Source organism: Saccharopolyspora sp. NFXS83 (genome assembly GCF_026241095.1).
GTDB lineage: Bacteria > Actinomycetota > Actinomycetes > Mycobacteriales > Pseudonocardiaceae > Saccharopolyspora_C.
Genome location: NZ_JAPFGB010000012.1, coordinates 20,468 through 46,292, shown reverse-complemented (window position 1 = coordinate 46,292; position 25,825 = coordinate 20,468). Strand labels below are relative to the sequence as shown.

24 protein-coding genes and 1 tRNA gene are annotated in these 25,825 nt (G+C 70.4%); 8 read left to right on the top strand and 17 right to left on the bottom strand.

The annotated features are described in order from the left end of the window. Positions 1-364: 364 nt before the first annotated feature. The 3 genes from OOZ19_RS15130 to argG form a co-directional block, all read right to left on the bottom strand. Positions 365-745, bottom strand: a complete 381-nt coding sequence (locus OOZ19_RS15130) for a site-specific integrase (RefSeq protein ID WP_266090740.1) — start codon at positions 743-745, stop codon at positions 365-367. Then, positions 742-1,560 carry an SAM-dependent methyltransferase gene (locus OOZ19_RS15125; RefSeq protein ID WP_266090739.1) on the bottom strand — a complete coding sequence of 273 codons (819 nt, stop codon included), beginning with the start codon at positions 1,558-1,560 and terminating at the stop codon, positions 742-744. The genes OOZ19_RS15130 and OOZ19_RS15125 overlap by 4 nt, the downstream gene beginning before the upstream one ends. Before the next feature lie 805 nt (positions 1,561-2,365). Beyond that, positions 2,366-3,787 carry an argininosuccinate synthase gene (gene argG / locus OOZ19_RS15115; protein ID WP_266090738.1) on the bottom strand — a complete coding sequence of 474 codons (1,422 nt, stop codon included), beginning with the start codon at positions 3,785-3,787 and terminating at the stop codon, positions 2,366-2,368. A 273-nt stretch (positions 3,788-4,060) separates the two neighbouring features. On the opposite strand from argG, the gene OOZ19_RS15110 reads away from it, so the two are divergent. Beyond that, positions 4,061-6,343: a S9 family peptidase gene (locus OOZ19_RS15110; RefSeq protein ID WP_266090737.1), complete on the top strand. Its 2,283-nt coding sequence runs from the start codon at positions 4,061-4,063 to the stop codon at positions 6,341-6,343. A gap of 293 nt (positions 6,344-6,636) precedes the next feature. On the opposite strand, the gene OOZ19_RS15105 is transcribed toward OOZ19_RS15110, so the two are convergent. Then, positions 6,637-6,924, bottom strand: coding sequence for a hypothetical protein (locus OOZ19_RS15105; RefSeq protein WP_266090736.1), 288 nt, complete (start codon positions 6,922-6,924; stop codon positions 6,637-6,639). 64 nt (positions 6,925-6,988) lie between these two features. Between OOZ19_RS15105 and OOZ19_RS15100 the strand changes: the two genes are divergently transcribed. Both OOZ19_RS15100 and OOZ19_RS15095 read left to right on the top strand, forming a co-directional pair. Continuing rightward, on the top strand, positions 6,989-7,192 hold the full coding sequence (locus OOZ19_RS15100; protein ID WP_266090735.1) for a hypothetical protein: 204 nt from the start codon (positions 6,989-6,991) through the stop codon (positions 7,190-7,192). A gap of 190 nt (positions 7,193-7,382) precedes the next feature. Then, positions 7,383-7,459, top strand: a tRNA-Ile gene (locus OOZ19_RS15095). A 120-nt stretch (positions 7,460-7,579) separates the two neighbouring features. On the opposite strand, the gene OOZ19_RS15090 is transcribed toward OOZ19_RS15095, so the two are convergent. Then, a complete protein-coding gene (locus OOZ19_RS15090; RefSeq protein ID WP_266090734.1) occupies positions 7,580-7,906 on the bottom strand; it encodes an FKBP-type peptidyl-prolyl cis-trans isomerase in 327 nt (108 codons plus the stop codon). 240 nt (positions 7,907-8,146) lie between these two features. Here OOZ19_RS15090 and OOZ19_RS15085 point away from each other — a divergent pair, with 240 nt between their 5' ends. Beyond that, the gene (locus OOZ19_RS15085) at positions 8,147-8,779 is read left to right on the top strand and encodes a pyridoxamine 5'-phosphate oxidase family protein (protein WP_266090733.1); all 633 of its coding nucleotides are present in this window, start codon (positions 8,147-8,149) and stop codon (positions 8,777-8,779) included. A gap of 63 nt (positions 8,780-8,842) precedes the next feature. On the opposite strand, the gene OOZ19_RS15080 is transcribed toward OOZ19_RS15085, so the two are convergent. From OOZ19_RS15080 to OOZ19_RS15060, 5 genes are all read right to left on the bottom strand, one after another. Then, the gene (locus OOZ19_RS15080; RefSeq protein WP_266090732.1) at positions 8,843-9,310 is read right to left on the bottom strand and encodes a VOC family protein; all 468 of its coding nucleotides are present in this window, start codon (positions 9,308-9,310) and stop codon (positions 8,843-8,845) included. A gap of 117 nt (positions 9,311-9,427) precedes the next feature. After that, positions 9,428-10,249 (bottom strand): DUF3592 domain-containing protein, encoded by an 822-nt coding sequence (locus OOZ19_RS15075; protein WP_266090731.1) that lies wholly within the window; start codon positions 10,247-10,249, stop codon positions 9,428-9,430. Between the two features lie 105 nt (positions 10,250-10,354). Then, positions 10,355-10,579, bottom strand: coding sequence for a YbdD/YjiX family protein (locus OOZ19_RS15070; protein WP_266090730.1), 225 nt, complete (start codon positions 10,577-10,579; stop codon positions 10,355-10,357). After that, entirely contained in the window at positions 10,576-12,714 is a 2,139-nt protein-coding gene (locus OOZ19_RS15065) for a carbon starvation CstA family protein (protein WP_266090863.1), read from the bottom strand. Before OOZ19_RS15065 ends, OOZ19_RS15070 begins: the two co-directional genes overlap by 4 nt. A gap of 245 nt (positions 12,715-12,959) precedes the next feature. Continuing rightward, positions 12,960-13,781: an LLM class F420-dependent oxidoreductase gene (locus OOZ19_RS15060; protein WP_266090729.1), complete on the bottom strand. Its 822-nt coding sequence runs from the start codon at positions 13,779-13,781 to the stop codon at positions 12,960-12,962. Positions 13,782-14,299: 518 nt separating this feature from the next. On the opposite strand from OOZ19_RS15060, the gene OOZ19_RS15055 reads away from it, so the two are divergent. Both OOZ19_RS15055 and OOZ19_RS15050 read left to right on the top strand, forming a co-directional pair. Further along, on the top strand, positions 14,300-14,824 hold the full coding sequence (locus OOZ19_RS15055) for a SigE family RNA polymerase sigma factor (protein WP_266090728.1): 525 nt from the start codon (positions 14,300-14,302) through the stop codon (positions 14,822-14,824). Then, positions 14,821-15,855: a hypothetical protein gene (locus OOZ19_RS15050; protein ID WP_266090727.1), complete on the top strand. Its 1,035-nt coding sequence runs from the start codon at positions 14,821-14,823 to the stop codon at positions 15,853-15,855. The genes OOZ19_RS15055 and OOZ19_RS15050 overlap by 4 nt, the downstream gene beginning before the upstream one ends. 57 nt (positions 15,856-15,912) lie before the next feature. Here OOZ19_RS15050 and OOZ19_RS15045 read toward each other — a convergent pair whose 3' ends face one another. Next, on the bottom strand, positions 15,913-17,178 hold the full coding sequence (locus tag OOZ19_RS15045; protein WP_266090726.1) for a hypothetical protein: 1,266 nt from the start codon (positions 17,176-17,178) through the stop codon (positions 15,913-15,915). A gap of 407 nt (positions 17,179-17,585) precedes the next feature. Here OOZ19_RS15045 and OOZ19_RS15040 point away from each other — a divergent pair, with 407 nt between their 5' ends. After that, positions 17,586-18,089, top strand: coding sequence for a DUF3145 domain-containing protein (locus tag OOZ19_RS15040; protein ID WP_266090725.1), 504 nt, complete (start codon positions 17,586-17,588; stop codon positions 18,087-18,089). A gap of 291 nt (positions 18,090-18,380) precedes the next feature. After that, a complete protein-coding gene (locus OOZ19_RS15035) occupies positions 18,381-18,965 on the top strand; it encodes a hypothetical protein (protein WP_266090724.1) in 585 nt (194 codons plus the stop codon). An 18-nt stretch (positions 18,966-18,983) separates the two neighbouring features. Here the strand turns inward: OOZ19_RS15035 and OOZ19_RS15030 are convergent, their stop codons facing one another. From OOZ19_RS15030 to OOZ19_RS15005, 6 genes are all read right to left on the bottom strand, one after another. After that, positions 18,984-20,423 (bottom strand): acyl-CoA carboxylase subunit beta, encoded by a 1,440-nt coding sequence (locus OOZ19_RS15030; protein WP_266090723.1) that lies wholly within the window; start codon positions 20,421-20,423, stop codon positions 18,984-18,986. A 295-nt stretch (positions 20,424-20,718) separates the two neighbouring features. After that, the gene (locus OOZ19_RS15025; protein ID WP_266090722.1) at positions 20,719-21,966 is read right to left on the bottom strand and encodes a beta-ketoacyl-[acyl-carrier-protein] synthase family protein; all 1,248 of its coding nucleotides are present in this window, start codon (positions 21,964-21,966) and stop codon (positions 20,719-20,721) included. Further along, a complete protein-coding gene (locus OOZ19_RS15020) occupies positions 21,963-22,202 on the bottom strand; it encodes an acyl carrier protein (RefSeq protein ID WP_266090721.1) in 240 nt (79 codons plus the stop codon). The genes OOZ19_RS15025 and OOZ19_RS15020 overlap by 4 nt, the downstream gene beginning before the upstream one ends. Positions 22,203-22,271: 69 nt before the next feature. Then, positions 22,272-23,252 carry a beta-ketoacyl-ACP synthase III gene (locus OOZ19_RS15015; RefSeq protein ID WP_266090720.1) on the bottom strand — a complete coding sequence of 327 codons (981 nt, stop codon included), beginning with the start codon at positions 23,250-23,252 and terminating at the stop codon, positions 22,272-22,274. After that, the gene (locus OOZ19_RS15010; protein WP_323055141.1) at positions 23,249-24,226 is read right to left on the bottom strand and encodes an ACP S-malonyltransferase; all 978 of its coding nucleotides are present in this window, start codon (positions 24,224-24,226) and stop codon (positions 23,249-23,251) included. The genes OOZ19_RS15015 and OOZ19_RS15010 overlap by 4 nt, the downstream gene beginning before the upstream one ends. 201 nt (positions 24,227-24,427) lie before the next feature. Further along, on the bottom strand, positions 24,428-25,630 hold the full coding sequence (locus tag OOZ19_RS15005; protein ID WP_266090718.1) for a PucR family transcriptional regulator: 1,203 nt from the start codon (positions 25,628-25,630) through the stop codon (positions 24,428-24,430). Between the last annotated feature and the right edge of the window lie 195 nt (positions 25,631-25,825).

Here is a 25,825-nt window from a genome sequence, read left to right as displayed (position 1 = left end):
CTTAAACCCCGCAAAAACGATCGAGGATGCGGCAGCGGGGTCACCCCGTGTCGGCGGTATCCCCCCATCACGTTTTCGAGTGCGGCGACGGTCCGCGGGTCGGCGATCTTGCGCGCGGCGTAGTGCCGTTCGGCGACCCCGCCGGTTGCCGAGCTGATCGGCGACATCGCCGATGGGCGCCCCAGCTTTGTCGAGTGCCGAGCCGACGGTCTTGCGGAACACGTGGCTGGCCGCCCGGTCGTAGTCACATCCGGTGAACGCGCCGCCTGGCCCGGTTGATCACGTTGCCGGGGCGATCCACCCGAGGTTCCAGGAGAGAACCCCGCCCGTAAGCGAGCTCGCGCCGACGCCACATGGGCACCGATCAGTGCGGCACCTGCAGGAGCACCCCGCGTGCGCGGCCGTTGCGATGGCGCACCCGGAGTCCGCGGCCGGTGACGCGGACGAGCCGGTGATCGACCGCGACCACCGGCCCGGCGAGATCGACATCGTCGTCGATCAGGGCGCGGAACTCGCCGATCCGCATTCCGGTCGAGAGCCTCGCTTCCATGACCTCCGGCAGATCGCGCCAGGCCGACGCACGCTTGCCCGAGGGCGCCCGTCGATCGAGACGACCATGGGCCGCCGACGCGCGAGCGCCTGGTCCCACCGCAAGCTCGGGGCTGGGTGAAAATCGATCTACGCGCGCGGTGAGAGCGGCGATGCCGACGGATTCATCGGAGAAGTCGGGAGGCTTTCGGGTCACTTCTTCGCGACTCCGCCCAGGAGGAGCTGTTCGCCGTTGGTGAGCGGTTTCAGGCGCGGGCCGTCCGGCCACCAGTCGAAGAGGAACGACAGACCGGGCTCGACGAGTTCCAGGTCACCGAACAGCGCCTCGATCTCCTCCCGCTGCCGGAAGTAGCAACTGCCCATGAGGGCGTTGAACTTCTCTTCCGCGTCCCGGGCGAGCTTGCTCTGCTCACTGCCGTCCTCCGGAGCGAACAGGTGCGAGATCGCCACGTAGGACCCGGGGGCGAGCCCCTCGATGTAGGACTGCATGATTTCGACGGGCTTCTCGGCGTCCTTCACGTGGTGCAGCGTGTTGCACTGGATCAGGGCGACCGGCCTGGTCAGGTCCAGGTTGTCCGCGACGACGGGGTGCTCGAACAGTTCCTCCGGGTACCGGAAGTCCGCGAAGCCCAAGTGGGTGTGGTCGTTCTCCTCGAGCAGCGCGCGTCCGTGCGCTGCGACCGACGGGTCGTTGTCGATGTAGATCACTTGCGCCGCGGGGTTCAAGCGCTGCGCGACCTGGTGGGTGTTCTCCGCAGTGGGCAGTCCGGAGCCGAGGTCGATGAACTGGTCGATCTCCGCCTGACCGGCGAGGAACCGCACGACGCGGATCAGCCACGCCCGGCACTGTCGGCCGACCTCTGCCGACTCCGGCGCGATTTCCAGGAGATGCCGGTAGACCTCGCGATCGACCTCGAAGTTGTCCTTGCCACCCACGAACGCGTCGTAGACGCGGGCGATGCTGGGCCGGCTGGTGTCGATCTGGGGTACGGCGTCGTCTGTGTGTGACATCAGGCCTATCGATGTTCGGAGGGAAAGGGTCGGCTCGAGCGTATTCAGATGCACGCACGGCGTAAACGATCAGGTGGTCGAAGGTTGTCTTGGCAGCCGCCGTCAGCGATCTCGTGCGCGCCCCGGTACTGCTGATCGGCACCAGAATCCGTGTAGGCGCGGCAGCCGTCGCGGTCGCCCGGTCACGGCGGCCGATCGCGACCGTCAACCGGGTGTCGGCGTCGATGACTGATCACCTGCAAGTTGGTCGGATAGCGGTAGTTGTTCGACGACGCATTCATTCTCCGGTCGTGAGCGGGCACCAAGGTGTCGCCCACGATCGCTTGCGCGTAGCCGGCGACAACGTGAGATGCGGGGCAACAGGGTCCACGGTCGTCCTGGTCGCCGCCTCGGCGCGTGCCCTCCAGGCGGGGCCGGATCGGAGCCGGCTGCGGACGCCGCGGAGAGCCCACTCGCCCGCTACCGCTCGGCGGCGACGGGGGCGTGGTGGTCCTCCGGCTGACCAGGCCGCGCTCACGTGCCTCGCACCGCGGCGCGGTCGTCGGCGGCACTACGGCGCCGCCCGGGCAGTGGCAGCTGCGGCGGCACGTGCGCCACATCGACAGGCGACGACGTTCGGCAACGTAAGGCGGACGTGCTGGCGCACTGCGTCCCCGGGGTCGCGCGCGGCACTTCGTGGAGGTCATCGAGAACTCGCCGTGGCCGGAATGAGCACGCTCCGGCCGCGGTGGGCGGAACTCCGCCACGACGCACGCGGGGCCGGCGCGACGCTCAGGTCGCACCGGCCCCGGTGTTCGGCGGAAGGTCAGTCCGTGCCCACCTCGATGGCGGCGTGGTCGAGCGCCTCGGACTCGACGCCGTCATCGCCGGTGCGAGCAGCGATCGCCGTGGCCCCGCCCGGAGCCAGCTCGCCGACGAGTTCGCCCCACGCGGTGAGCGAGCCGTGGCCGCCGCCCTCGTACAGCTCCAGCATGCTGCGCGAGTCGGCGATGTCCAGGTTGCGCATGGACAGCTGGCCGATGCGGTCGTTCGGGACGAACGCCTGGTCCTTGCTGCGTTCCATGGACAGCTTGTCCGGGTGGTAGCTCAGGCGCGGGCCCTCGGTGTTCAGGACCGTGTAGTCCCAGCCGCGGCGCAGGCGCACGGTGACGCTGCCGGTGATCGGGTAGCCGATCCAGCGCTGCAGGGACTCCCGCAGCATCAGCGCCTGCGGGTCGAACCAGCGGCCCTCGTAGAGCAACCGGCCGAGGCGGCGGCCCTCGGTGTGGTACATCGCCACGGTGTCCTCGTTGTGCACCGCGTTGAGCAGCCGCTCGTAGGTGATGTGCAGCAGCGCCATGCCCGGCGCCTCGTACACGCCACGGCTCTTCGCCTCGATGATCCGGTTCTCGATCTGGTCCGACATGCCGAGGCCGTGCCTGCCGCCGATGGCGTTGGCTTCGTGGACCAGGTCGACGTCGGAGTCGAAGGACTTCCCGTTGATCCGCACCGGGCGGCCGTGCTCGAACTCGACGGTGACGTCCTCGGCCGGGATGTCGACGGCGGAGTCCCAGAAGGGCACGCCCATGATCGGGTCGACGATCTCGAGCGGCGTGTCGAGGTATTCGAGCTTCTTGGCCTCGTGGGTGGCGCCCCAGATGTTGGCGTCGGTGGAGTACGCCTTCTCCGCGGAGTCGCGGTAGGGCAGCTTCCGCTCGACCAGCCAGGCGGACATCTCGTCCCGCCCGCCGAGCTCGCTGACGAAGTCCTCGTCCAGCCAGGGCTTGTAGATGCGCAGGTCCGGGTTGGCCAGCAGGCCGTACCGGTAGAAGCGCTCGATGTCGTTGCCCTTGTAGGTGGAGCCGTCGCCCCAGATGAACACGTCGTCCTCGCGCATCGCGCGCACCAGCAGCGTGCCCACCACCGCGCGACCGAGCGGCGTGGTGTTGAAGTACGCCTGCCCGCCGGAGCGGATGTGGAAGGCGCCGCAGGCCAAGGCGGCGAGGCCTTCCTCGACCAGCGCGGCGCGGCAGTCGATCAGCCGGGCGCGCTCGGCCCCGTAGACGCGCCCGCGTTCGGGCACGTCGGACAGGTCCGGCTCGTCGTACTGGCCGATGTCGGCTGTGTAGGTGTACGGCAGGGCGCCGCGCTCGCGCATCCACGCCACCGCGACCGAGGTGTCCAGCCCGCCGGAGAAGGCGATGCCGACCCGCTCACCCACTGGAAGATTATTCAGGACCTTCGACATGTATTCATCATAACAAGTGCCGCTGGGCTTCTCGAGAAGAGTCCTCGCATCTGGTGCAAGGGGTGCGCGGTCCGGCGTCGGCGCGCCCGGTTCCGGCGGAGATCATCGCGTATAAATATGCAAATCCGAGGTGACGGCTGCATACGAACGGCACAGTCCCGGCGGGCCGAGCGGGTTGGGGGCGCGAGTTCCGGCTGGTCCGAGCGGGAGTGACCTGGATCATCCGCCCGGAAGGTTGAGCGTGCCGCGACGGCCGGGTGTTCGGTCGGAGGCATGACCCCGAACCACTACGCCGAGCCGGCGATCCGGCTGACGAACGCGGACTACGCCCGCGCGGAGATCATGCAAGACCCGTACCGAGCGCGGCGGGTGCCCGGCGGCTCGGTGCAGCCGCGGTGGCTGTCCGGCGGACGCCGCTTCTGGTACCGGGTGGGCGCCCGCCACGTCGTGGTGGACCCGGTCGAGGGCACTCGCCACGACGCGTTCGACCACGACCGGCTGGCCGCGGCGCTGTCGGTGGCGGCGGGCCGCGCCGTCGCGGCGGACGACCTGCCGATCACCTCGATCGACCTCGACGTCCCCGAGCACGAGGCCTGGACGGTGCGGTTCTCGGCGTTCGAGTCCCGCTGGGAGTGGTCCGACAGCGCGGGTTCCTGCGCTCGCGTCGACTACGCCGAGCCGCTGCCCGGCGAGGTCGCGTCGCCGGACAAGGCGTGGATCGCCTTCCGCCGCGACGGCGACATCGTGGTCCGCTCCCGCGACGGGGCCCAGGAGTTCGCGCTCACCGAGGACGCCGAGCCGCACTTCGACTACGGCGGACTGCCCGAAGCGCTGGGCATGCGGGCACTGATGCGCAACCTCGGCCTGCCTGCCCCGCTGGTGGTGTCCTGGTCGCCGGACTCGACCCGCCTCCTGGTGCACCGGCTCGATCAGCGCGACCTGCCCGAGCAGGTGCTCGTGGAGTCCGCGCCCCGCGACGGCGGCAGGCCCGTGGAACACCGGTCCCGCTACCCGATGCCCGGCGATGCGGCGCAGGCGACGATGGAGTGGGCCGTCCTGGACGTCACCACGCGCGACGTCGTGCGCCAGCAGGACGAGCCCTGCGTGATCGTGCATCCGGCGGGCATCGCCTACCAGTGGTGGTCGGGGGAGAAGGGCGACGCGGTGCACTTCCTGCGCCACTCCCGCGACGCCCGCACCTTGGAGCTGCGCCGCCTCGACCCGGCCACCGGCGAGGTGACCACGTTGATCAGCGAGAGCGGCGCGACGCGGATCGATCCGACCCCGCAACTCGGGGAACCGGCGATGGTGCACGTGCTGGACTCCGGCGAGATCCTCTGGTGGTCGCAGCGCGACGGGTGGGGCCACCTCTACCTCTACTCCGCCGACGGTGAGCACGTGGCGCAGGTGACCTCCGGTCAGTGGCTGGTGCGCAAGGTCCTCTGGGTGGACCAGGAGGCGCGGCAGGTGTGGTTCCTGGCTTCCGGGCTCGTCGAGCACGATCCCTACGTCCGCCAGATCTGCCGGGTCGGCTTCGACGGCACCGGTTTCACCCGCCTCACCGACGACGACCTCGACCACGACGCGGTGAGCCCGGCGGAGGGCGGCTACCTCGTCGACCGGGCCTCCACGGTGAGCGCCCCACCCCGCTCAGTCGTGCTGGGCGGTGACGGGCAGGTCCTGGTCGAACTCGAAGCACCGGACGCGGGGCGGCTCGAATCCGTCGGCTGGCGCCCGCCGGAACGGTTCCGCACGACCGCCGCCGACGGGAAGACGTCGATCCACGGACTGCTGTGGCGACCGCACGGCTTCGACCCCGACCACCGCTACCCGGTGATCGACTGCATCTACCCCGGTCCGCAGGTCCACCGGTCCGGGCCCGCGTTCGACAGCGCCGTACCGGGCGAAGCGGAAGCGTTGGCGGCGTTGGGATTCGCGGTCGTCGCCGTCGACGGGCGAGGCACGGCAGGCCGCGGCAAGGCGTTCCACGACCACTCCTACGGCGCTCTCGACGAGGCCGGTTCGCTCGTCGACCACATCGCCGCGATCCGCGAGCTCGGCCACCGGCACCCGTGGCTCGACACCGAGCGGGTCGGGATCACCGGTCACTCCGGCGGCGGCTTCGCCACCGCGCGCGCCATGCTCGCCCACCCCGAGTTCTACTCGGTCGGAGTCGCGCTGGCCGGCAACCACGACATGGGCGTCTACGTTCCGATGTGGCCCGAGCAGTACCACGGGGAGATCAACGACGAGAGCAAGCGCGCGTTGTCGAACCCGGCGTTGGCCGCGAACCTGCAGGGCAAGCTGTTGCTGATCCACGGCGAACTCGACGACAACGTGCTCCCGGCGCACACCCTGCGCCTGGTCGACGCGCTCATCGAGGCCGACAAGGACGTCGACGTGCTGCTGATCCCCGGAGACGAGCACGCGCTGCTGCGCCGCAAGCACTACGTCACGCGCCGCACGTGGGACTACTTCGTGCGCCACCTGCACGGCACCGAACCGCCCGCCCACCGCCTCGCGCCCCACCCGCTCCCGCTCGGCGAGGGATTCTGACCCGAGGCCTGCGGATCGCAGGTGAGCGTTCAGCCGGGTGCACGATCGCGATGTCCGAACAGTCCGCTCCAGTGCGCAACTTCCTGTTGCGCAAAGGGAAAGTGGAGGTCGCGCGATCGGCCGCTGCGGGGCCGGCGACGGTGGCGGCCGGAGCAGGGCGCCGGGGGCTTGCTGGTATGCTGATCGCAGAGTCTGAAGCCGGTTGAACCAGGCAGAATCAGGGTTCGCGAAGGCACGAAGATGTGTCGACATCCCTGGATCGGCCGACATCGAACGGCGCTCGGATCGGTCGGCTAACCAAGGTTTGACGAACCGCGAAGGGGTGCCAATTCGGCACCTTTTTTGATGTTCATGGACCAGTTCCACCCTTTCGGGCGATTCAGTCTCGGGTTGATCAGGGTCGGGTAACGATTCTGATGAGCTCGGCGATCTGATTCGTGCAGCTCGACGACACCCCGCTTCCCCCTGAGGTTTTCCCGCAGGTCACAGCGGGCATGGATGATCAGGATCGGCTCGTGGTCCAGGCCACGCGGCATGAACCAAATCGATTCATGATGCATGAGAACCAACGAAACTCCCACTGCTCTCCGTCCTCGGGGCAGTGGTGCACAAACGGGGACGACAAGAAGGACGGGGGAAGTCGGGATGTCCGCTCCAGGAATCGGTAAGGAAAACCACTTCGCGCTGCCCGATCTGGCCACGGTGGCGCAGCTGCCGAAGCCGATCAGGGCTCTGGTCTATTTGGTCATGCTGTCGCTGCTGACGGTGGCCGGGCTCAGCGCCCTGCTGGCCACCATCGTGATCATCGGTCAGCTGACCGGTGCCTTCAGCATCACGGCGTTCATGTGACGCTGCGACGAGAACGGGCCGGCACCCACGGGGTGCCGGCCCTTTTTGTTGCCACGACCGGATTCGCCGCCACCGGCCCGCATCGCGGGCCAGGCCTCGTGGTTTCGCCCGGTCGTGCGGGCAACCCAACGAGCTTCTCACCGCCCAGCCTCGCTACGATCACCCAGAGGAGCGTTTCATCACGCCATCGGGGGCAGTAGCTCAGTTGGTTAGAGCAGCGGACTCATAATCCGTCAGCCGTGGGTTCAAGTCCCACCTGCCCCACCATCTGACCTGCGGCGGCTTTCGCTTTGAAGATCGAATGGTGCTCGCGTGCGCGGAAACGGGGTGTGAATCCTGTTCCGGCGTGCGGGTGTCGGGCCGGGGGGGGGCCCCGCCGACGTCGGGTCACTTGACCTCGAGGAGTTCCACGTCGAAGTGCAGCGTGGCGTTCGGCGGGATGATCGGCGGGACGCCGCGCTCGCCGTAAGCCATGGCGGGCGGGATCACCAGGGTGCGGGTGCCGCCGACGCGCATGCCGGTGACGCCGCGGTCCCAGCCTTCGATGACCTGGCCGGAACCCAGGGTGAAATTCAAGCCCTCGCCCCGGTCGTGGGACGAGTCGAACTTCGAGCCGTCGCTGAGCGTGCCCGTGTAGTGCAGGGTCACGTCGTTGCCCGGCTGGGCCTCGGCGCCGTCGCCGACCTTGGTGTCCTCGACCTGAAGATCGCTCACATCATCCTCCTCGGTTTGCGGACCGCTCAGTCTGCCTTGCCCGGAACGCCGTGAACGGGGCGGGTCTGCGGTCTCGTGCGGGGAAAAGCGGGACCGAGTTGTTCGCGCCGGAAATGGTCGGCTGCTTTTCCGGTTTCTGGATCGGTGGTGTGGGGTGGTTCATTCTGCCCGCTCGTTGTGCCGGTGCCGGTTGCGTGGTCATCGTGAAAGGGGCGTTCCGATTTCCGGGAAGGGTGGGCGATGAGCAGGTACGCGCGGCTGGCGTTCACCGACGCGGTGCGTAACATGCAGGTGGAGCAGGGGAGTCGTCCGGCGCACCGGAAGGACCTGGGGGCGGCGGTAGGGCTCGAAGCCGATCCGCTGGGTGATCGGGAACGCGAGTTCATCGCGGCGCGCGACGGTTGTTATCTCGCTTCCGTCGGGGAGACCGGATGGCCGTACGTGCAATTCCGCGGTGGTCCCGCCGGATTCGTGCACGTCCTGGATTCCGGCACCCTCGGATACGCCGATGTGCGGGGGAACCGCCAGTACATCACCGATGGGAACGTGCGCGGGGACGATCGGGTGGCGCTGTTCTTCATGGACTACGCGACGCGCACCAGGCTGAAGCTGTTCGGGCACGCCGCGGTGCGCGACGCCGCCGCGGAGCCGGAGCTCGCGGCCCGCTTGGATGACCCGCGCACCGAAGGCCGGGTCGAGCAGCTCGTGCTGATCGCGGTGGAGGGCTACGACTGGAACTGCCCGAAGCACATCCCGCACCGCTACTCGGAGGCCGACCTGGCCAGGGTGCACGCACGCCTGAACAGCGCGGAGAACGAGAACGCAGTGCTCCGCGCCCGCCTCGCCGCCCTCGGCCAGCCCTTGCCGGAGTGAGTGAACGGACCGTTCGCCCAACGAGATCGGACGAACGGTCCGTTCACCCCGCAGCGATGTGGGCTAGGCGTAGGCGCGGCGGAGGGCGTTGAGGTCGAGCTTGCGCATGGTGAGCATTTCCCGCATGACGCGGTTGGAGCGGTCCGGATCGGGGTCGCGCAGCATGTCGGTGAGCTCGCTGGGGACGACCTGCCAGGACAGCCCGTAGCGGTCCTTGACCCAGCCGCACGGACCTTGCTCGCCGCCCGCGACGAGCTGTTCGGTCATCCGATCCACTTCTTCTTGCGAGTTGCAGTCCACGTGCAGCGAGATCGCCTCGGTGAACGAGAACTCCGGGCCGCCGTTGAGACCGAGGAACTGCTGACCGGCCAGTTCGAACGTCACGAGGAGCACCGTGCCGGGCTCACCGGGGCCCGCTTCGCCGTAGTGCTGGATCTCGGTGATCCGCGAGTTCGCGAAGACCGACGTGTAGAACCGCGCCGCCTCTTCCGCCTGGCCGTCGAACCACAGGCACGTGGTGATCTTCTGCATGATGCCCTCCTGGCCTCCGCCGCGGCACGGCGAATCCGCCGCACCTGCACAGGACGACCGTCCTCGCCGGGAGAACTCATCGCAGCCCGAGGGCGGGTAGCGGTGACCTCCCAGGCGTCAGAAGGCCAGGGCGGCCATCGCGAGGAAGAACAGCGCGACCACGGCGATGAACCCGTTCTCGCGAAGCGCGGGCGCCAGCGATGCCACTTCTGCCTGCTGCGGCCGAGCCCGCCGGTAGACGACCGGAACTCGGGCACCGGCGCGCTTGCCGGTGTGACCGCTCGTGAACTGGATCCGGCGGCCGTCGTGGTCGACGAAGTCGACGAGCCAGCGGTTCGAACGGTCGGCCTCGCGGACCACCACGCCCTCCGTGCGGATCCCGGTCCGGCGCAGTCGCACGAGCCGGGTGATCCGCACGACGGGGATCGCCAGCACGAGCAGCGGCACGCCCACCAAGCCGAAGATCATGACCAGCGGTGGCGAGCTCGTGGTGTGAAATCCCCCGGCTGGGATGAACAGCAGGCAGGCCATGAACGCGACGGTCCCGAGGCACATGGCCGCGCCGATTGCGAACGCCGGCGTCGCGCCTTTCCACGGGGTGCCCTCCGACTCCGCCAATCTGGAGGTCTCGGGGTGTTCCGGGAGGTAGAGCACGTCCGCTCGGTCTCCGACGGGCGTGAAGGTGTTGTGGATCCTGCCCGGTTCGAGGGTGAACCGGGCACCGCGGTGATCGGTGTAGCCGTACACCGGCTGATCGAGCGCGGAACCCGGCTTGTGCCTGATCACGGTCGCCGTCGTCCGGACACCGCGGTCCTGCAGGCGTCGAGTGACCCGCACTTCGCGCCCGCCGTGCCACAGGCAGCCCAAGCCGAGGGCGAAGAAGACCGAGCAGATGATCCAGGCGAGGATCGATCCGGGCAGCCCGTCCATCGTGATCATCACCTCCGAGGATCGCGCCGACTCCTACGACGCGATCTCACCAGAGGAGTCACCCGAGCCGCCAGGGACCGTGCCCGAACGGCCGGCCGACCTTGCCCGCCCGGCTCAGCAGCAGCGGGAGCCGGGGTGGGTGTCGCCGCGGTCGACGTGGCGCCGCCAGAACTCGCGCTCGCCCAGCGGCGCGCTGCCGGCGTGGTGTCGGCGGTGGTGCTCCAGGTACCGCTCGTAGGCGGTTTCGCCGACGATGCCGCGGGCGATCTGCCAGGCCTCGCGGGCGGACCGTCCCAGCCGGGACAGCACCGCCCGCGAGGAAGGCGTCCGGGAACTCACGTACCCGCGCCCACTTCCTGGCGGTCCTCCGGTTCGCGGCGTTCCCGCTGGATGCGCCGCTCCTCGGCGGTGGGGATCAGTCCGGCCGGTGCCCACAGCGCCGACTCGGTGTGCGGCGTCTCGGTGTCCTGCAGCGGCCGGGTGCTGCGCAGCGCCTGGGTCCACACCCGGATCGCGTCCACCAGCACGATGAGGATCAGCACCGCGAACAGCACGCTGAGCACACCGCACACCGTGGAGTTCGTGACCACTTGGCGCATCTCGTCGACGGTGCTCGCCGAGCCCTTGCTGGTCTCCCCGGCGTCGATCGCCGCCTGGTACGCGGCGCGCTGGGAGAAGAAGCCCAGCTTCGGGTCCGCGGAGAACACCTTCTGCCAGCTCGCGGTCAGCGTCACGACCGCGTCCCAGACCAGCGGGACGATCGTCACCCAGGCGTACTTCGCGCGCCCGGACTTGATCAGGACCGTGGTGGCCACCGCCAGCGCCACCGCCGCGAGCAGCTGGTTGGCGATGCCGAACAGCGGGAACAGCTGGTTGATGCCGCCCAGCGGGTCGTTCACACCGGTCCACAGGAAGTAGCCCCAGCCGCCGACGATGGCGGCGCTGGAGATCCAGATGCCGGGCTTCCAGGTCACGTCGCCGAAGCGCTTCCACACGTTGCCGACGGTGTCCTGCAGCATGAACCGCCCGACGCGGGTCCCGGCGTCCACCGTGGTGAGGATGAACAGCGCCTCGAACATGACCGCGAAGTGGTACCAGAAGGCCCGCATCGCGTCCCCGCCGAGGACCTGCGAGAACACTTCCGAGAGCCCGAGCGCGAGCGTCGGGGCGCCGCCGCTGCGGCCCACCAGGGTCTCCTCGTCCACGGCGTTGGCCGCGGCGGCGAGCTGTTCGGGAGTGATCTGGAAGCCGATCCCGGCCACGGCTTGCGAGGCGGACTCCAACGTGTCACCGAGCGCCGCGCTGGGCATGTTCATCGCGTAGTACATGCCGGGGTCGATGATGCACGCCGCGGCCAGCGCCATGATCGCCACGAACGACTCGGTGAGCATCCCGCCGTAGCCGATGACGCGGACCTGCGACTCCTTCTCGATCAGCTTCGGCGTGGTCCCCGAGGACACCAGCGCGTGGAAGCCGGAGAGCGCACCGCAGGCGATCTGGATGAACACGAACGGGAACAGCGTGCCCGCGAACACCGGGCCCTGGCCGTTCCAGGCGAACTCGGTGATCGCCTCGGTCTTCATCACCGGCATCGCGATCAGGATCGACACCGCCAGCATGACGATGACGCCGACCTTCATGAACGTGCTCAGGTAGTCCCGCGGCGCCAGCAGCATCCACACCGGCAGCACCGAGGCGATGAAGCCGTACACCACCAGCGCCAGCACGACCTGGTTACCGGAGAGCGTGAACGTCTCGGCCAGCGCCGAGTCGGCGACCCAGCTGCCGCCGATGATGCTCAGCAGCAGCAGGCCGATGCCGATGATCGAGGTCTCGATGATCCGGCCGGGCCGCAAGTAGCGCAGGTAGATGCCCATGAACAGGGCGATCGGGATGGTCATCCCGATGGAGAAGGTGCCCCACGGCGAGTCCTTCAGCGCGCCGACCACGACCAGCGCCAGCACCGCAAGCAGGATGATCATGATGGCGAGCACGGCGATCAGCGCCGCGATGCCGCCGACCGGACCGATCTCCTCGCGGGCCATCTGCCCGAGGCTGCGGCCGTCGCGGCGGGTGGAGAAGAACAGCACCACCATGTCCTGCACGGCGCCGGCGAACACCACGCCGACGATGATCCAGATCGTGCCGGGCAGGTACCCCATCTGCGCGGCCAGCACCGGGCCGACCAGCGGGCCCGCGCCCGCGATGGCGGCGAAGTGGTGCCCGAACAGGACTCTGCGGTCCGTGGGCTGGAAATCCGTGGCGTTGTTCAGCCGTTCCGCCGGTGTCGCGCGGGTGTCGTCCACCCGCAGCACCCGGTAGGCGATGAACCGCGCGTAGAACCGGTATCCGATCGCGTAGGAGGCGAGCGCGGCGAACACCAGCCAGGCGGCGGAGATCTCCTCACCGCGGCCGAGCGCGATGACTCCCCAGGCGATGGCCCCCACCACGGCCACCAGTGCCCACACGACGATCTGCTTCGGACTCCACTTGCGTTGCGGCGACGCCTCGTCCGTCGGCGCCGTCGTCGTCGTGTTCCCCACCGTCCCCGGTCTCCGTTCCGCGATCAAAGCAGTTGTGCATGCAACTTGCTGTTGTGATCGCACCGATCTGCAAAGCAGTCGCAAGGATCTGCCTGCGATGTCCCCCATGTCCAGTGCAAGACCGGGAAGTAACCAGGATGTAAGGGGCCGCCGCCGCACCAGCGGCCCCTCACGGCTCAGCTGTGCTTGGTCACCACGCCGGCGAGCAGGTCGAGCCGCTCCAGCGACTCGTCCCGCGGCTTGGTCGGCAGGTAGAACAGGAGCCGATCCACCCCGGCCTCCGCGTACTCCTCGACCACCGAGTCCTTCGGCGCCGCGTACAGCGACACCGGAACCCGCCAGCCCGCGTGCTCGCGCACCTTCGCGATCAGGTCGCCGAGGTTCTCGGTGTCCGCGCGGGGCAGCCAGCCCCCGCCGTACTCGGCGACCCGGTCGAAGGAGCGCTTGCTCTCGCCGCCGATGTAGATCGGCGGATGCGGCTGCTGCACCGGCTTCGGCCACGAGTAGATCGGGTCGAAGTCCACGTGCTCGCCGTGGAACTCCGCGAGCTCCTTCGTCCAGATCTCCCGCATGGCCCGGATCCGCTCGTCCATCAGCGCGCCGCGCCTGCCCGGATCGGTGCCGTGGTTGCGCATCTCGTCGCGGCTCCAGCCGGCGCCGATGCCGAAGATCACCCGCCCGTTGGAGACGAGGTCGAGGCTGGCGACCTCCTTCGCGGTGGTGATCGGATCGCGCTGGATCATGAGCGCGATCCCGGTGCCCAGCAACAGGTTCTCGGTCACCGCGGCAGCCGCGGTGAGGCTCACGAACGGGTCCAGCGTGCGGTAGTAGATCCGCGGCAGGTCGCCGCCGCCGGGATACGGGGTGTCGCGGCTCGCGGGAACGTGGGTGTGCTCGGCGAGGAAGAGCGAGTCGAAACCGCGGTCCTCCAGCGCGCGCCCGAGCTCCGCGGGGCCGATGCCCTCATCGGTGTTGAACGTCGAGATGCCGAACTTCATGGCCGGTTGAGGCGGCCGGGAGGCCGCCTATCCTCCCATCGGTTGCCGGGTGCGGAACCGTGCTGTCCCGCTGCCGACGGTAGTCGAACGAGCACCCGGCGGCATCGGCTGCCAAAACGGGCGAGTGAGGGTGCCGATGATCGGCTGACCAGCGACGACGGCAAACGGGTGATCTTGTGGTGTGGTGATTCTTACGCGGCGCCGCGGCCCGGGGGTGCGGCCTGCGCGTCCGGTGCGGTCCTTTGTGGAGGAACGCCTGGCCCGGACGGCCAGCGCGCCCGCGCGCGGGCGCGCTGGCCACCCGGACGAGGCGCTCGCGAGCTCCGGCTCGCCCGCCCCGCCCCGCGGTCGGCGGCCGATCCGGACGATCACTCCGCGACCGCACTCGTGGCGGACGGTAAGCTGCGCCTCTCCGCCGGTCGGAGCTTCGATCGGGAAATCTGGTCCGCGTCGGCTGCCAACCGCGAAGGGGGTCTCGGGCGTCATGCAGAGATGTGACGGTTTCGATCGCATTGCCCGTGACCGCCTGGCCGGGCGACGGGCTGGCGGCCATGGATGAACTGACGACCAAACTCACCGAGCTCTACCAGGAGAACTACCGGCAACTGCTGCGGATAGCGGTGCTGCTCGTCGATGACCGGGCTTCGGCCGAGGACATCGTGCAGGACGCGTACGTGCGGGTCTTCGACTCCAGGACGCGGCTGCGCGACCCGGACAAGGCGCTGGCGTTCTTGCGGCAGGCGGTGCTCAACCGGGCTCGGTCGGTGCTGCGCCGCCGCATGGTCGCCAAGCGCTACCAGCCTCGGATCGCCACCGAGGATTCGCGTCCGGACGACACCGGACGCGGCCTGGACCGCGCGGTGCTCGCGGACGCCCTCACCCACCTGCCGCGCAGGCAGCGGGAAGCGGTGGTGCTGCGGTACTACGCCGACTTCAGCGAGGCGCGGACCGCGCAGCTGATGGGCGTGAGTCAGGGTGCGGTCAAGTCGTACTGCTCGCGGGGAGTGGCTCGGCTTTCGGATTTGCTGCGGGAGCGGGTGTGAGGGATCCAGACGACACGCAGGCCGTCGACGAGCTGCGCAGCGGGCTGCACGCGCTGGTGGACGACGTCGAGCCGCGCGGCGACACGCTGCCGCGGCTGCTCGCGGCCCGCCAGCGCCGATCTCGACGCCCGTCCCGGCGCCCGCTGATCGCAGCGGGAGGGGTGGCGGTGGCCGCCTCCGCGGTGTTCCTGGTCGCGCTGGCGGTGGTGCCCGGCACCAGTCCGCGCCAGGCGGAACCGGTGAGCATCGCGCCGAACAGCTACGTCGCGGCACCGAAACCGGGCACGCTCGCCTCGTTCGACGTGCTCACCGGGAAGCAGCACGAGGTGCTCGCCGAGGTCGGAGCACCCGTGCAGGGCGGGCTCGCGGCCGACGGGGACCGCGTCTACGCGACCGTCCCGGCCGCGGGGGGCAGCGACATCGTCGTGCTCGGGCCCGACAGGATCATCAGGCCGGTCGCGCACCGCACCGGAACGGGCACCGCGCTGGCGGCCGGTGGTGGGCGGTTCGCCTACGCCGAGGGCGACGGCGTGGTGGTCGAAGGAACCGGTGGGCCGCGGCGGATCGGCTTGCCCGCGGGAGAGCAGGCGCTCGACCTGGCGGTGGACCACGATGGACGGCTCGCGGTGCTCACGTCCCGGTCCGAGATCCACATCGTGGCTCCCGGCGGCACCGAACTGGGCGCACCGATGCCGACGCCGCCCGCAGGGGCGTGCGCCCCGCAGGCGTTGGCCTGGTCCGACAGCGACGTCGCGGTGCTCACCCCGGCCGAATGCGGCAACCCGCCCGCCGAGCGGATGCGGATCAGCACGCTCGACGGGGACAGCGGCGCCGCAGTCGGTGGCGGCGTCCCGTTCGACACCGGCGGCGCGCTCGGGGCGGAGCAGGTGCAGCTGTCCGTCGACCGGGTCGGGCGGTACCTGGTGTCGGTCGCGGACGGCCGGCAGTGGCTGGTGGACGGCGCGGACGCGCGCCCGGTGGCTCCGGCGTGCGCCGACACCGGGTGCGTCCCCGCGACCTTCTGGGGCTGAGTCGGGGAGCCGGTGGGATCCGCGCTCGGCGGGTTCCACCGGTGCTTCGCGGCGGGCCTACTCCGGCGTGCGCAACCGCAGTCCGCGTTCGGCGAGCACGCGCAGCGAGACGTCGCCCGGATCGGATTTCCCGGAGGCCCAGGCGGCCTGCACGATCCGCACCTGCGAACCGGTCTGCTGCACCGCCTGCGCCGCGCCGTCGAACTCGGTCGGCGGACCGGGCTCGGCGGCCGGGTCGGAGATACCGCCCGAACCAGGTGTGTTCAGCAGCTCCCGCAGGTTCCGCGCCGGGGTCGCGTCGCCCAGGTCCACCACGGCGAGGGAAACGGTGGCCGTCCGGCTCGCGGCTTCGCTGTCGAAGACCTGCCTGGACAGCGCCTCGCACGGATGCCGCTGGAACCAGGCCCGCACGTCGCCGAACGAGGCTTCGGCGCAGTCGCCGCCGAGCTCGGCCGCGGTGCGCTCGAACGAGACCCCGTCCACCTGCTGCGCGGTCATGTCCTGGGCCGAACCCGAACCGCCCGCCCACACCGAGGACAGCACCGCCCCGGTGAGCACGACGGCGGCCACGCCGAGCGCGGTCAGCACCGTGCGCCGCGACAAGCCGCTCAGCCGAGCCCGCAGCGCGTTCGGCGCTGCGGCCGGAACCGGTGCCGGAGCCTCGTCACGCACCTTCGGGATCAGCAGCGTGCTCGCCGACGCGAGGTCGGGGGTCACCGAGTCGGGGAAGCCCTCCGCGGTCAGGTCCGCGACGGAGATCCGGCCGGCGCGCTCGTCGAGGATGCGCAGCACCTTCCGCGCCGGCTCGACCCCGCAGGCGCGTTCGTAGGTGGCGAGTTCGCGGGCGGCGGCGAGCATGCTCGTCGTCGACGGGTACAGCACCCGCACGCCGCGGTACAGGTCGTTCGTCGGCTGGGTGATCTGGGCGACGTAGGGGCCGACGGCGACGATGGCGGCGACGGGCATCGGTTCCGCGTCGCGGGACTGCAATGCGCGGGCCAGCGCGGCGGCCGACTCCAGCGCTTCCAGCGCCGGGTTCATCGCGGCGGTCTGGCGCAGCAGCGGCCAGCCGTCGACCGTCCACGGGGTCTGCACCGGCGCCTCCAAGGTGAGCGCCGACTCCGGGAGATCGGTTCCGACGACGACCACGATGCCTCGCGGCAGCACCAGGACCGCGTCCAGCGTGCGCGGCGCACCCGGCGGTTCGGCGCCGAAGACGGCGACTCCGCCGAAGACACCGCTGCCGGGGCCCCACGCCGCGATGGCCGCCCGGATGTCCGCGCCGATCTTGGTCGGCTCCTTGCCGAGCCGCACCACCCGCATGGTCGTCTCCGTTCCCGCGATCGAGCTCCACTCGCCCGGTCGGTCTACGGCCGCCGGGTCCGGCAGGCATTGTCGCCTACTGCGCGTGCTCCCCCATTCGAGTGGTATCTGACACTCATCCGCACCTGCGGGATTGGGCCGTCCGAGGCACCCGTTCGTCCGCTCGGGCGGGCCTGGAACTGCGAGGACCTCGCTCCGGCAGGAGCGGGGGGAGTCCTGCGAACGGTAGCGGAACGACGTGCCCCGGTCGGGCAGTTCATCAACTTCATGTGGCGGCCGTGGTCAACGCCCGTGCAGAATGACGCCGCACGCCGCCGATCTACCGCGACCGCGGTGATCGGGGGCCGGGCCACCGCCGGACGAGGTCGTAGGGGAAGACGTCCCTCGTCGAACAGCGGAGGTCAGCAGTGAGCACCCGTGGCAGCACCAGTGGCGTGATCTACGTCCACTCGTCGCCGTCTGCGGTCTGTCCGCACATCGAGTGGGCCGTCGCCGGCGCACTCGGCATGCGGACCGAACTCCGCTGGACGGCGCAACCCGCGGCGCCTGGGCAGTTGCGCGCCGAACTCACCTGGACCGGAGAACCCGGCACGGGGTCCCGCCTGGTCACCGCGTTGCGCGCGTGGCCGATGCTCCGGTTCGAGATCACCGAGGACCCCAGTCCGGGCATCGACGGGCAACGGTTCTGCCACGTCCCAGGGCTCGGCCTGTGGAACGCCCGCACCAGCGCCAACGGCGACATCGTGGTGAGCGAAGACCAGTTGCGCACGCTCGCCGCCAACAGCCGCGGCTCCGAGTCGTTCACCCACCGCGTCGACCAACTGCTGGGCGCGGCCTGGGACCAGGAGCTCGAACTCTTCCGCCACGCCGGAGACGGAGCCCCGGTCAGCTGGCTGCACCGAGTCGGCTGACCCCCACCGAATCACGCCCTGCGGCCGAAGGCCGTCCCTTGGGCCGCGGAGCAAGCCTGCCTGGCGGCCGGCGGCCGTGCCTGGATGCGCGTCAGCGCATAGTCCACGTCGAAAGCCGCTCACCCGCGGGTTCTCAGCAGCCTTCTCGCGAGACGACTTTTTCCTTCGTGGCGGATCCACTTGGGAAAAAAATCCCGCAGCGAGAAGACAGCTGAGGTTCCGCCACCCGGCCCCCGAGCAAGACGAGCCCGGAGAACCTCGAACACGCCTCACTGTGGGAAGCTGATCGGTGTGCAGTCGACTTCTCCGGTAGGCCGTTCGCGCAACTCCTGGCTGAAATGGGGCGTGCCGATCGCCGTCGTCATGCTGCTCGCGGCGGGCGCCGGCGGCATCGCGGCGCAGCGCTACTACTCGGAGCCGTCGGGGATGCCGGGGGCGATGGAGGGCGTGCAGGAGCAGGGCGGCCAGTACGCGAACATCGAATTGAGCCCGGACGCCGAAGCGCACCCGGACAGCGCCGACATCCGCTGGACGCTGCAGATGCACTTCAACGCGATCAACATGCGCCGGTACGAGACGTGGAAGGCCACCGTCGTCACGGAGAAGCAGCGGCAGCTCCCGGAGGACAAGTGGCAGCAGGAGTACGCCACGACGCGGGACGCGGCGGTCAAGGTGCACCGCGTCGAGCCCGGGCCGAGAGATTCGCTGCGCATCCTGATGACCTTCGTGAGCACCCAGGATCCGCACGATGCCCCGCCGGGACTGGAATCGCAGTGCCTGCGCTGGTCGGTGGTGTACCCGATGGTGGTCGACGCCGGTGGCTTCCGGCTCGACACGAACAGCCTCCCCGGTAGCGCGCTCGCCGTCCGCTGCTAGCCGCGGCGGGTCAGCGCGTCACAGCGGGATGTTGCCGTGCGCGCCGCGGTTCGCCGGAGCCGCGGCCAGCGCCTCGGCTACCCGGCGCCGGGTCTGCGCAGGCTCGACCACCTCGTCGACCACGCCGATCGACATGGCCCTGCCGACGCCGCCCGCGGCCCGTTCGTGCTCCTCGGCGAGCTTGTCCTGCAACGCCTCCCGCTCCTCGTCGGGTGCCGCCGCCAACGCCTTGCGGTGCAGGACGCCGACCGCGGCCTTCGCGCCCATGACCGCGACCTCCGCCTCCGGCCAGGCGAACACCGCGGTCGCGCCCAGCGAGCGGGCGTTCATCGCGATGTAGGCGCCGCCGAAGGACTTGCGCAGCACCAGCGTCACGCGCGGCACCACCGCCTCGCCGAACGCGTGCAGCAACTTCGCGCCACGCCGCACGACTCCGCCCCATTCCTGGCCGACGCCCGGCAGGTAGCCGGGCACGTCCACCACGACCAGCAGCGGAACGCCGAACGCATCGCACATCCGCACGAACCGGGCCGCCTTCTCCGCCGACAGCGAATCGAGGCAGCCGCCCTTGCGCAGCGGGTTGTTCGCCAGCACGCCGATCGCACGGCCGCCGAGCCTGCCCAGTCCGACGACCATGTTCGGCGCCCACTTGGCCTGCAGTTCCTCGAAGTCCGCGGAGCCGTCGGCGCGGGTGTCCAAGACTCCTCGGATCACCGGTTTGATGTCGTAGGCGCGTTGCGGCCGATCCGGCAGCAGCGCCCGCAGGTCCGATCCGTCGGCGATCGATGCGGGGTCGAACGAGCCGGGAGTCGCGAACAGCCCGGTGAGCCGCCGGGCGCGGGCGTAGGCGTCGGGTTCGTCCTCGGCCACGACGTGCACCACACCGGACTTCGTGCCGTGCGCCTCGGTGCCGCCGAGCCCTTCCTGGTCGATCTGCTCACCGGTGACGCTGCGCACCACGTCGGGCCCGGTGATGAACACCCGCCCGGCCGGCGCCATGATCACCACATCGGTGAGCGCCGGGCCGTAGGCCGCACCTCCGGCGGCGGGACCGACCACGACCGACAGCTGCGGCACCCGGCCGGAGGCGCGGATCATCGCCGCGAAGACCTGGCCGACGGCGTCCAGCGCTTCCACGCCCTCCGCGAGCCGTGCGCCGCCGGAGTGCCAGACGCCGATGACCGGGCAGCCGTCCCGCACCGCGGCGTCGATGGCGTCGACCACGTGCCGGCACCCCTCGGTGCCCATAGCGCCGCCCATCTTGGTGCCGTCCGTGCAGTAGGCGATCACCGGGACGCCGTCGATGCGACCGCGCACCGCCCGCACACCGCTGTGATCGCGGTCGTGCAGCGGGGTGATCGACTCCTCGTCGAGCAGCAGGCCCAGTCGCAGCCACGGGTCGCGCGGGTCCGCGGTGGCTGTTCCCGGCATGCCGGGGCGGTCGTCCAGTGCGGTCATCGGGTCCCCTCGGGTGGCGCGACGATCTGTGCGTGGCGAAGCCCGCCGCGTACTCCGACGAATACCGGCGATGGCTGGATCAATGCTCGAATGCCGCTGGAACGGCTGAACTTCCCCCGCCCGGTCGGATGACCTACGCGGGTGGGAGGCACGCGCGGCGCCGGGACGAGGTCGCCGGGGGCGGTCCCGAGGACAGCCCCGAAGTGAGATGCACTCGACTCGGGGCTGTCGAACAGGTCCTGGCACGCCGCCTGAGGTTCCGGGCTCCCGCACGGGGTGGCCGCGAACGGATTCGTCAGGCCTTGGCGAACGCGAGCGCTACGTTGTGCCCGCCGAAACCGAAGGAATTGTTCACCGCGGCCGACAGCTCGACCTGCCGCGGCTTGTCCGTCACCACGTCCAGTTCGACCTTCGGGTCGAGCTCGTCGAGGTTGCGGGTGGGCGGGATCTGCCCGTGGTAGATCGACAGCAGCGTCACGATGCTCTCCACCGCGCCCGCGCCGCCGACGAGGTGCCCGAGCGCGCTCTTCGGCGCGGTCAGCGCGACTCCGTCGCCGAACGCCTTGCGGATGGCCGCCGCCTCGCCCACGTCGCCGACCACGGTGGAGGTCGCGTGCGCGTTGACGTGCTCGACCTCCGAAGTGGACAGATCCGCGGTGCGCACGGCCTGCGTCATGGCGTTGACCTGGCCGACGCCGTCCGGGTGGCTGCCGGTGATGTGGTAGGCGTCCGAGGTGATGCCCACCCCGGCGAGCCGCCCGTAGATCCGCGCTCCGCGGGCCTTGGCGTGCTCGGCGCTCTCCAAGATCACCACGCCCGCGCCTTCGCCGAGCACGAACCCGTCCCGGCCCGTGTCGAACGGGCGCGAGGCCAGTTCCGGCTCGTCGTTGCGGGTGCTCAACGTTCGCGCCTGGCAGAACCCTGCGACGGTGATCTGGTGGATGCAGGACTCCGCGCCACCGGCGACCACCACGTCGGCCTGCCCCGACCGGATCATGTCCCAGCCCCGCGCCAACCCCTCGGCGCCGGAAGCGCAGGCGGAAGCGGGGGAGTGCACACCGGCCCGAGCGCGCAGGTCGATGCCGACGTGCGCGGCGGGCCCGTTGGGCATGAGCATCGGCACGGTCAGCGGCGAGATCTTGCGCAGCCCGTGCTCCTCCAGGAGGTCGTCCTGGTTGAGCAGCGTGACCGGCCCGCCGATGCCGGTGCCGAGCGCGACGCCGAGCCGATCCGGATCCACCGACTGGTGCTCGTCGGTGGGCATGTCGTAACCGGCGTCGTTCCACGCCTGGCGAGCCGCGATGATCGCGATCGCCTGGCAACGGTCCAGCCGTCGCAGCTGCACCCGAGGCAGCACCTCGGAAGGCTCCACGACCAGCGGTGCGCCGATCTTGGCGGGCAGGTCGTACTTGTCGACCCACTCCTCCGTGAGCCTGCGAACGCCGCTGCGTCCGGCCAGCAGACCGTCCCAGGTGGACGCGACGTCACCACCGAGTGGTGTCGTCGCGCCCATCCCGGTGATGACGACGTCGGTCGCCGTCATGCGTTCTTGGTGATGTAGTCCACCGCATCACCCACGGTCTTGAGGTTCGCCAGCTCGTCGTCGGGGATCTTCACGCCGAACTTGTCCTCCGCCTGCACGGCGATCTCGACCATCGACAGCGAGTCGATGTCGAGGTCGTCGACGAACGACTTCTCGACCTTGACGTCCTCGGCGTCCACGCCGGCGACCTCTTCGACGATGCTGGCGAGACCCTGCGCGATTTCCTCGTTCGCCACGGTGGTTCCTTTCCTCTGTTGCGGTCTCACCACGGGCGCGCCCGCGGTGGTATCGGTGAGCGCGAACGCTCAGGGGCAGATCACGACCTGGCCGGCGTAGGACAGTCCAGCCCCGAAGCCGACCAGCAGCAGCACGTCCCCGCTGGAGAGCTCGCCCGCCGACCGCATGTGGTCGATGGCGAGCGGGATCGAAGCGGCGGAGGTGTTGCCGGAGTAGACGATGTCACGAGCGATCACCAGGTCATCGCGGGCACCCTGGCTCTGCAGCTTCTTGGCGATGCCCTCGACGATGCGCAAGTTCGCCTGGTGCGCGACCAGCGCATCCACATCGGACAGTTCCAGGCCCGCGAGTTCCACGGCGCGCTTGGCGACCGGGGCGATCTGCGTCGTCGCCCAGCGGAAGACCGCCTGGCCTTCCTGGTAGATGTACTTGCCGTCGCGCAGGTAGATGGTGTCGACGAGGTCGCCCGCGCTGCCCAGAGCGGCCGGGCCGATGCCGGGCTCGTCGGACGGTCCCACGACCACCGCGCCGGCACCGTCGGCGAAGATGATGCAGTTCGCCCGGTCCTGCCAGTCGATGGTCTCCTGGAACCGCTCGGCGCCGATCACGAGCACTCGGCGGGAGGACCCGGCCAGCACCATGTCGGAAGCCATGTTGAGCGCGTAGCAGAACCCGGCGCACGCGGCGTTGAGGTCGAAGGCGCCCGCGGGCTTGATGCCGATCTGGTCGGCGACCTGCGCGGCGGCGTTCGGGATCCCGCCCGGCATCGTGCAGGTGGCGATGATCACCTGGTCCACGTCGGCCGGGGTCAGGCCCGCGTCGGCGATCGCCTTCGAACCGGCCTCGACCGCCATCGCGACCACGGTCTGGTCCTCGTCGCCGAGGCGGCGGTGCACGATGCCGACGCGCTGCTGGATCCACTCGTCGTTGGTGTCGACGATCTTGGCCAGATCGTCGTTGGTGACGATCCGGTTGCCCTGGGTGCTACCGAAACCGAGCAGCTTGGTGGCTGCCGGGCCGGTGGACTGGCGCAGGGTCGGTGTGCTCACGCGTCGCTCCCAGAGGTGTTCGCGTCCTGGGCGGACTCCTCGGAGTCCGCTGCCAGCAGGTCGGCGACCTTGTCGAGGTCTTCGGGCTTCTTCAGCGCCACGGTCTTGGTGCCCTTGAGCTCGCGGCGCACCAGACCGGTCAGCGCGCCGGCTGGGGGGAACTCCACCACGGCCCGCACTCCCCGCTCCGCGAGGGTGGCCATGCAGTGGTCCCAGCGCACCGGCCGGGTGATCTGCGCGACGAGGCGGCGCACGAACTCGTCGCCCGCTCCGACGACGGAACCATCCGAATTGGACAGGAGCGGGAACGCGGGATCCTCGACCGCGACCTTGTCGGCCTGCGCGCCGAACGCGTCCTGCGCGGGTGCCATGAACCGGGTGTGGAAGGCCCCGGCGACGGCCAGCGGTCGCACCTTCGTCCCGGTCAGCGGTTCCTCGGCCAGCGCCTCCAGCGCGGGCTTGCGGCCCGCGGCGACGATCTGACCGGCGCCGTTGCAGTTCGCCGGGTCCAGGCCGAGCGACTCCAGGTGGCTCACGACGGTTTCCGGGTCGCCGCCCATCACCGCCGACATCGACGTCGGCTCCAACGCGCACGCGGCGGCCATCTCCCGGCCGCGCACCGCGGCCAGCGCGACGGCGTCGCCCGGCGAGAGCACGCCCGCGATCGCGGCGGCGGCCAACTCGCCCACCGAGTGCCCCGCGACCGGAGTCTCGGCGGGCACCTCGAACCGAGACCGCAGCTGCTCGGCCGCCAGCAGCGACAGCGCCACCACCAGCGGCTGCGTGATGGCGGTGTCCTTGATCTCGTCGGCTTCGGCGGTGGTTCCCAGCCGCACCAGGTCCAGTCCCGCGCGCTCGGACCAGGCCTCCACGCGCTCGCGGGCGCCGTCGAGTTCGATCCAGGGCGTCAACATGCCAGGGGCCTGGGAGCCCTGGCCTGGGGCGAGGAGCGCGATCACCCTGCTACTACACATCCCCGACCCGGATCGGCGTGATGTCGACACGGACGAAGTCCGAGGCGCAATCTTGTGGAGTGTCTACAACGGCGTGCCTGATTCGGGCATCACGGAGCGTGAATCATTGTTGCCCGTGTCGGTTCGATCACTTCAGGCCACGGCGCCGCACCGGTGTTCGCCGAACCGTCGCGGGGCGGTGACCAGCGGTGCGGCGCGCGCTCACCACAGGCCGCGAGCCCGTGCCAGCCTGCCCACCGACAGCGCCACTCGCAGCACCAGCGCGTCGCGCGCGTTCGACGGAGTGCGCCCGGTGAGCTCGGCGACCCTGCGCAGCCGGTAGCGCACCGTGTTCGGGTGCACGTAGAGCTGCCGGGCGCAATTCTCCAGGACCCCGCCCAGCTCCAGGTAGGTGTCCACGGTCTCCAGCAGCGCGCCGCCCGCGTCCACCAGCGGCAGCACGATGCCCTCCACGAGCTGGCGCTCCGCTTCCGGATCCCCGGCCAGCGCCCGCTCCGGCAGCAGGTCCTCCGCGAGCACCGGACGCGGTGCCGTCGGCCACGCCACCACCGCGCGCAGACCGGACATGGCGTCCGAAGCGGATCGGTGCGCCTCGGAGAGGCTGGACGCGGTGGGGCCGACCACCACCGGCCCGTCGTCGAAGGCCTCCGCCAGCTTGGTCGCCGCCTCGTGCGTGGCCCGGTCGTTGGACGGCCCGCCGAACACCACCACGAGCCGGGTGCCCTGCACCCCCAGCAGCACCGGGCGACCGGCGCGGGCCGCGCGGCTGCGCACCTGGTAGACGATCGTGGGCGGATCGTCCGAGGGGGCGGTGCCGACCAGCACCGTCGCCTCCGAGCCCGGTTCCCAGCCGAGCGCCGCGGCCCTGGACAGCAGCGACTCCTCCGGGTCGCCGCGCACGATGCCGTCCACGACGAGCGCCTCCAGCCGCGCGTCCCACGCCCCGCGCGCCTCCGCCGCCGCGGCGTACGAAGTGGCCGCCGCGAACGCGATCTCCCGCGTGTAGCGCAGGATCAGCTCGGTGAGCGCGGTGCGCTCCTCGTCCTGTTCGGCCAGTTCCGGCAACTGGTGCTCGAACACGTCGATCGCCGCGCGCACCAGGTCCAGCGTCTGGCGCAGGCTCACCCAGCGCGACAGGTCCTTCGGCGCGGTGCGGAACGCCTCCGCGGTCAACCGGATGGCTTCGGTCGGGTCCTGCAGCCAGGCCACGAAGTTCGAGACGCCGGTCTGGGTCACCAGCAGCACGCTCGCCCGCTGGTCGGCGGGCAGCCGGCGGAACCACGGCAGCCGATGCTCCATCGCGTTGACGCTCGCGGTGGCCAGGTCCCCGGATGCCCGTTCCAGTGCGCGCAAGGTGATCGCGGAAACGCGTTCGCCTTGTTCACCTGCGCCTTCGGAATTCATACCGCCAGAATCGCACGGGCCCTCCGAGCGCGGCGCCGGGCACCGCGTGCGCCGGACATCCGCCGTGGAGCGAGCCCGGTCGTCCCGCCGGGCGGGTCCGATGTGGAGGGTTCGCCGGATGCCGCCGTCCGAGGTTCCGACACGCCCGTGAACCACCCTTCGTCGGGCCGATGACCACCGGTCGACCGCAATTCA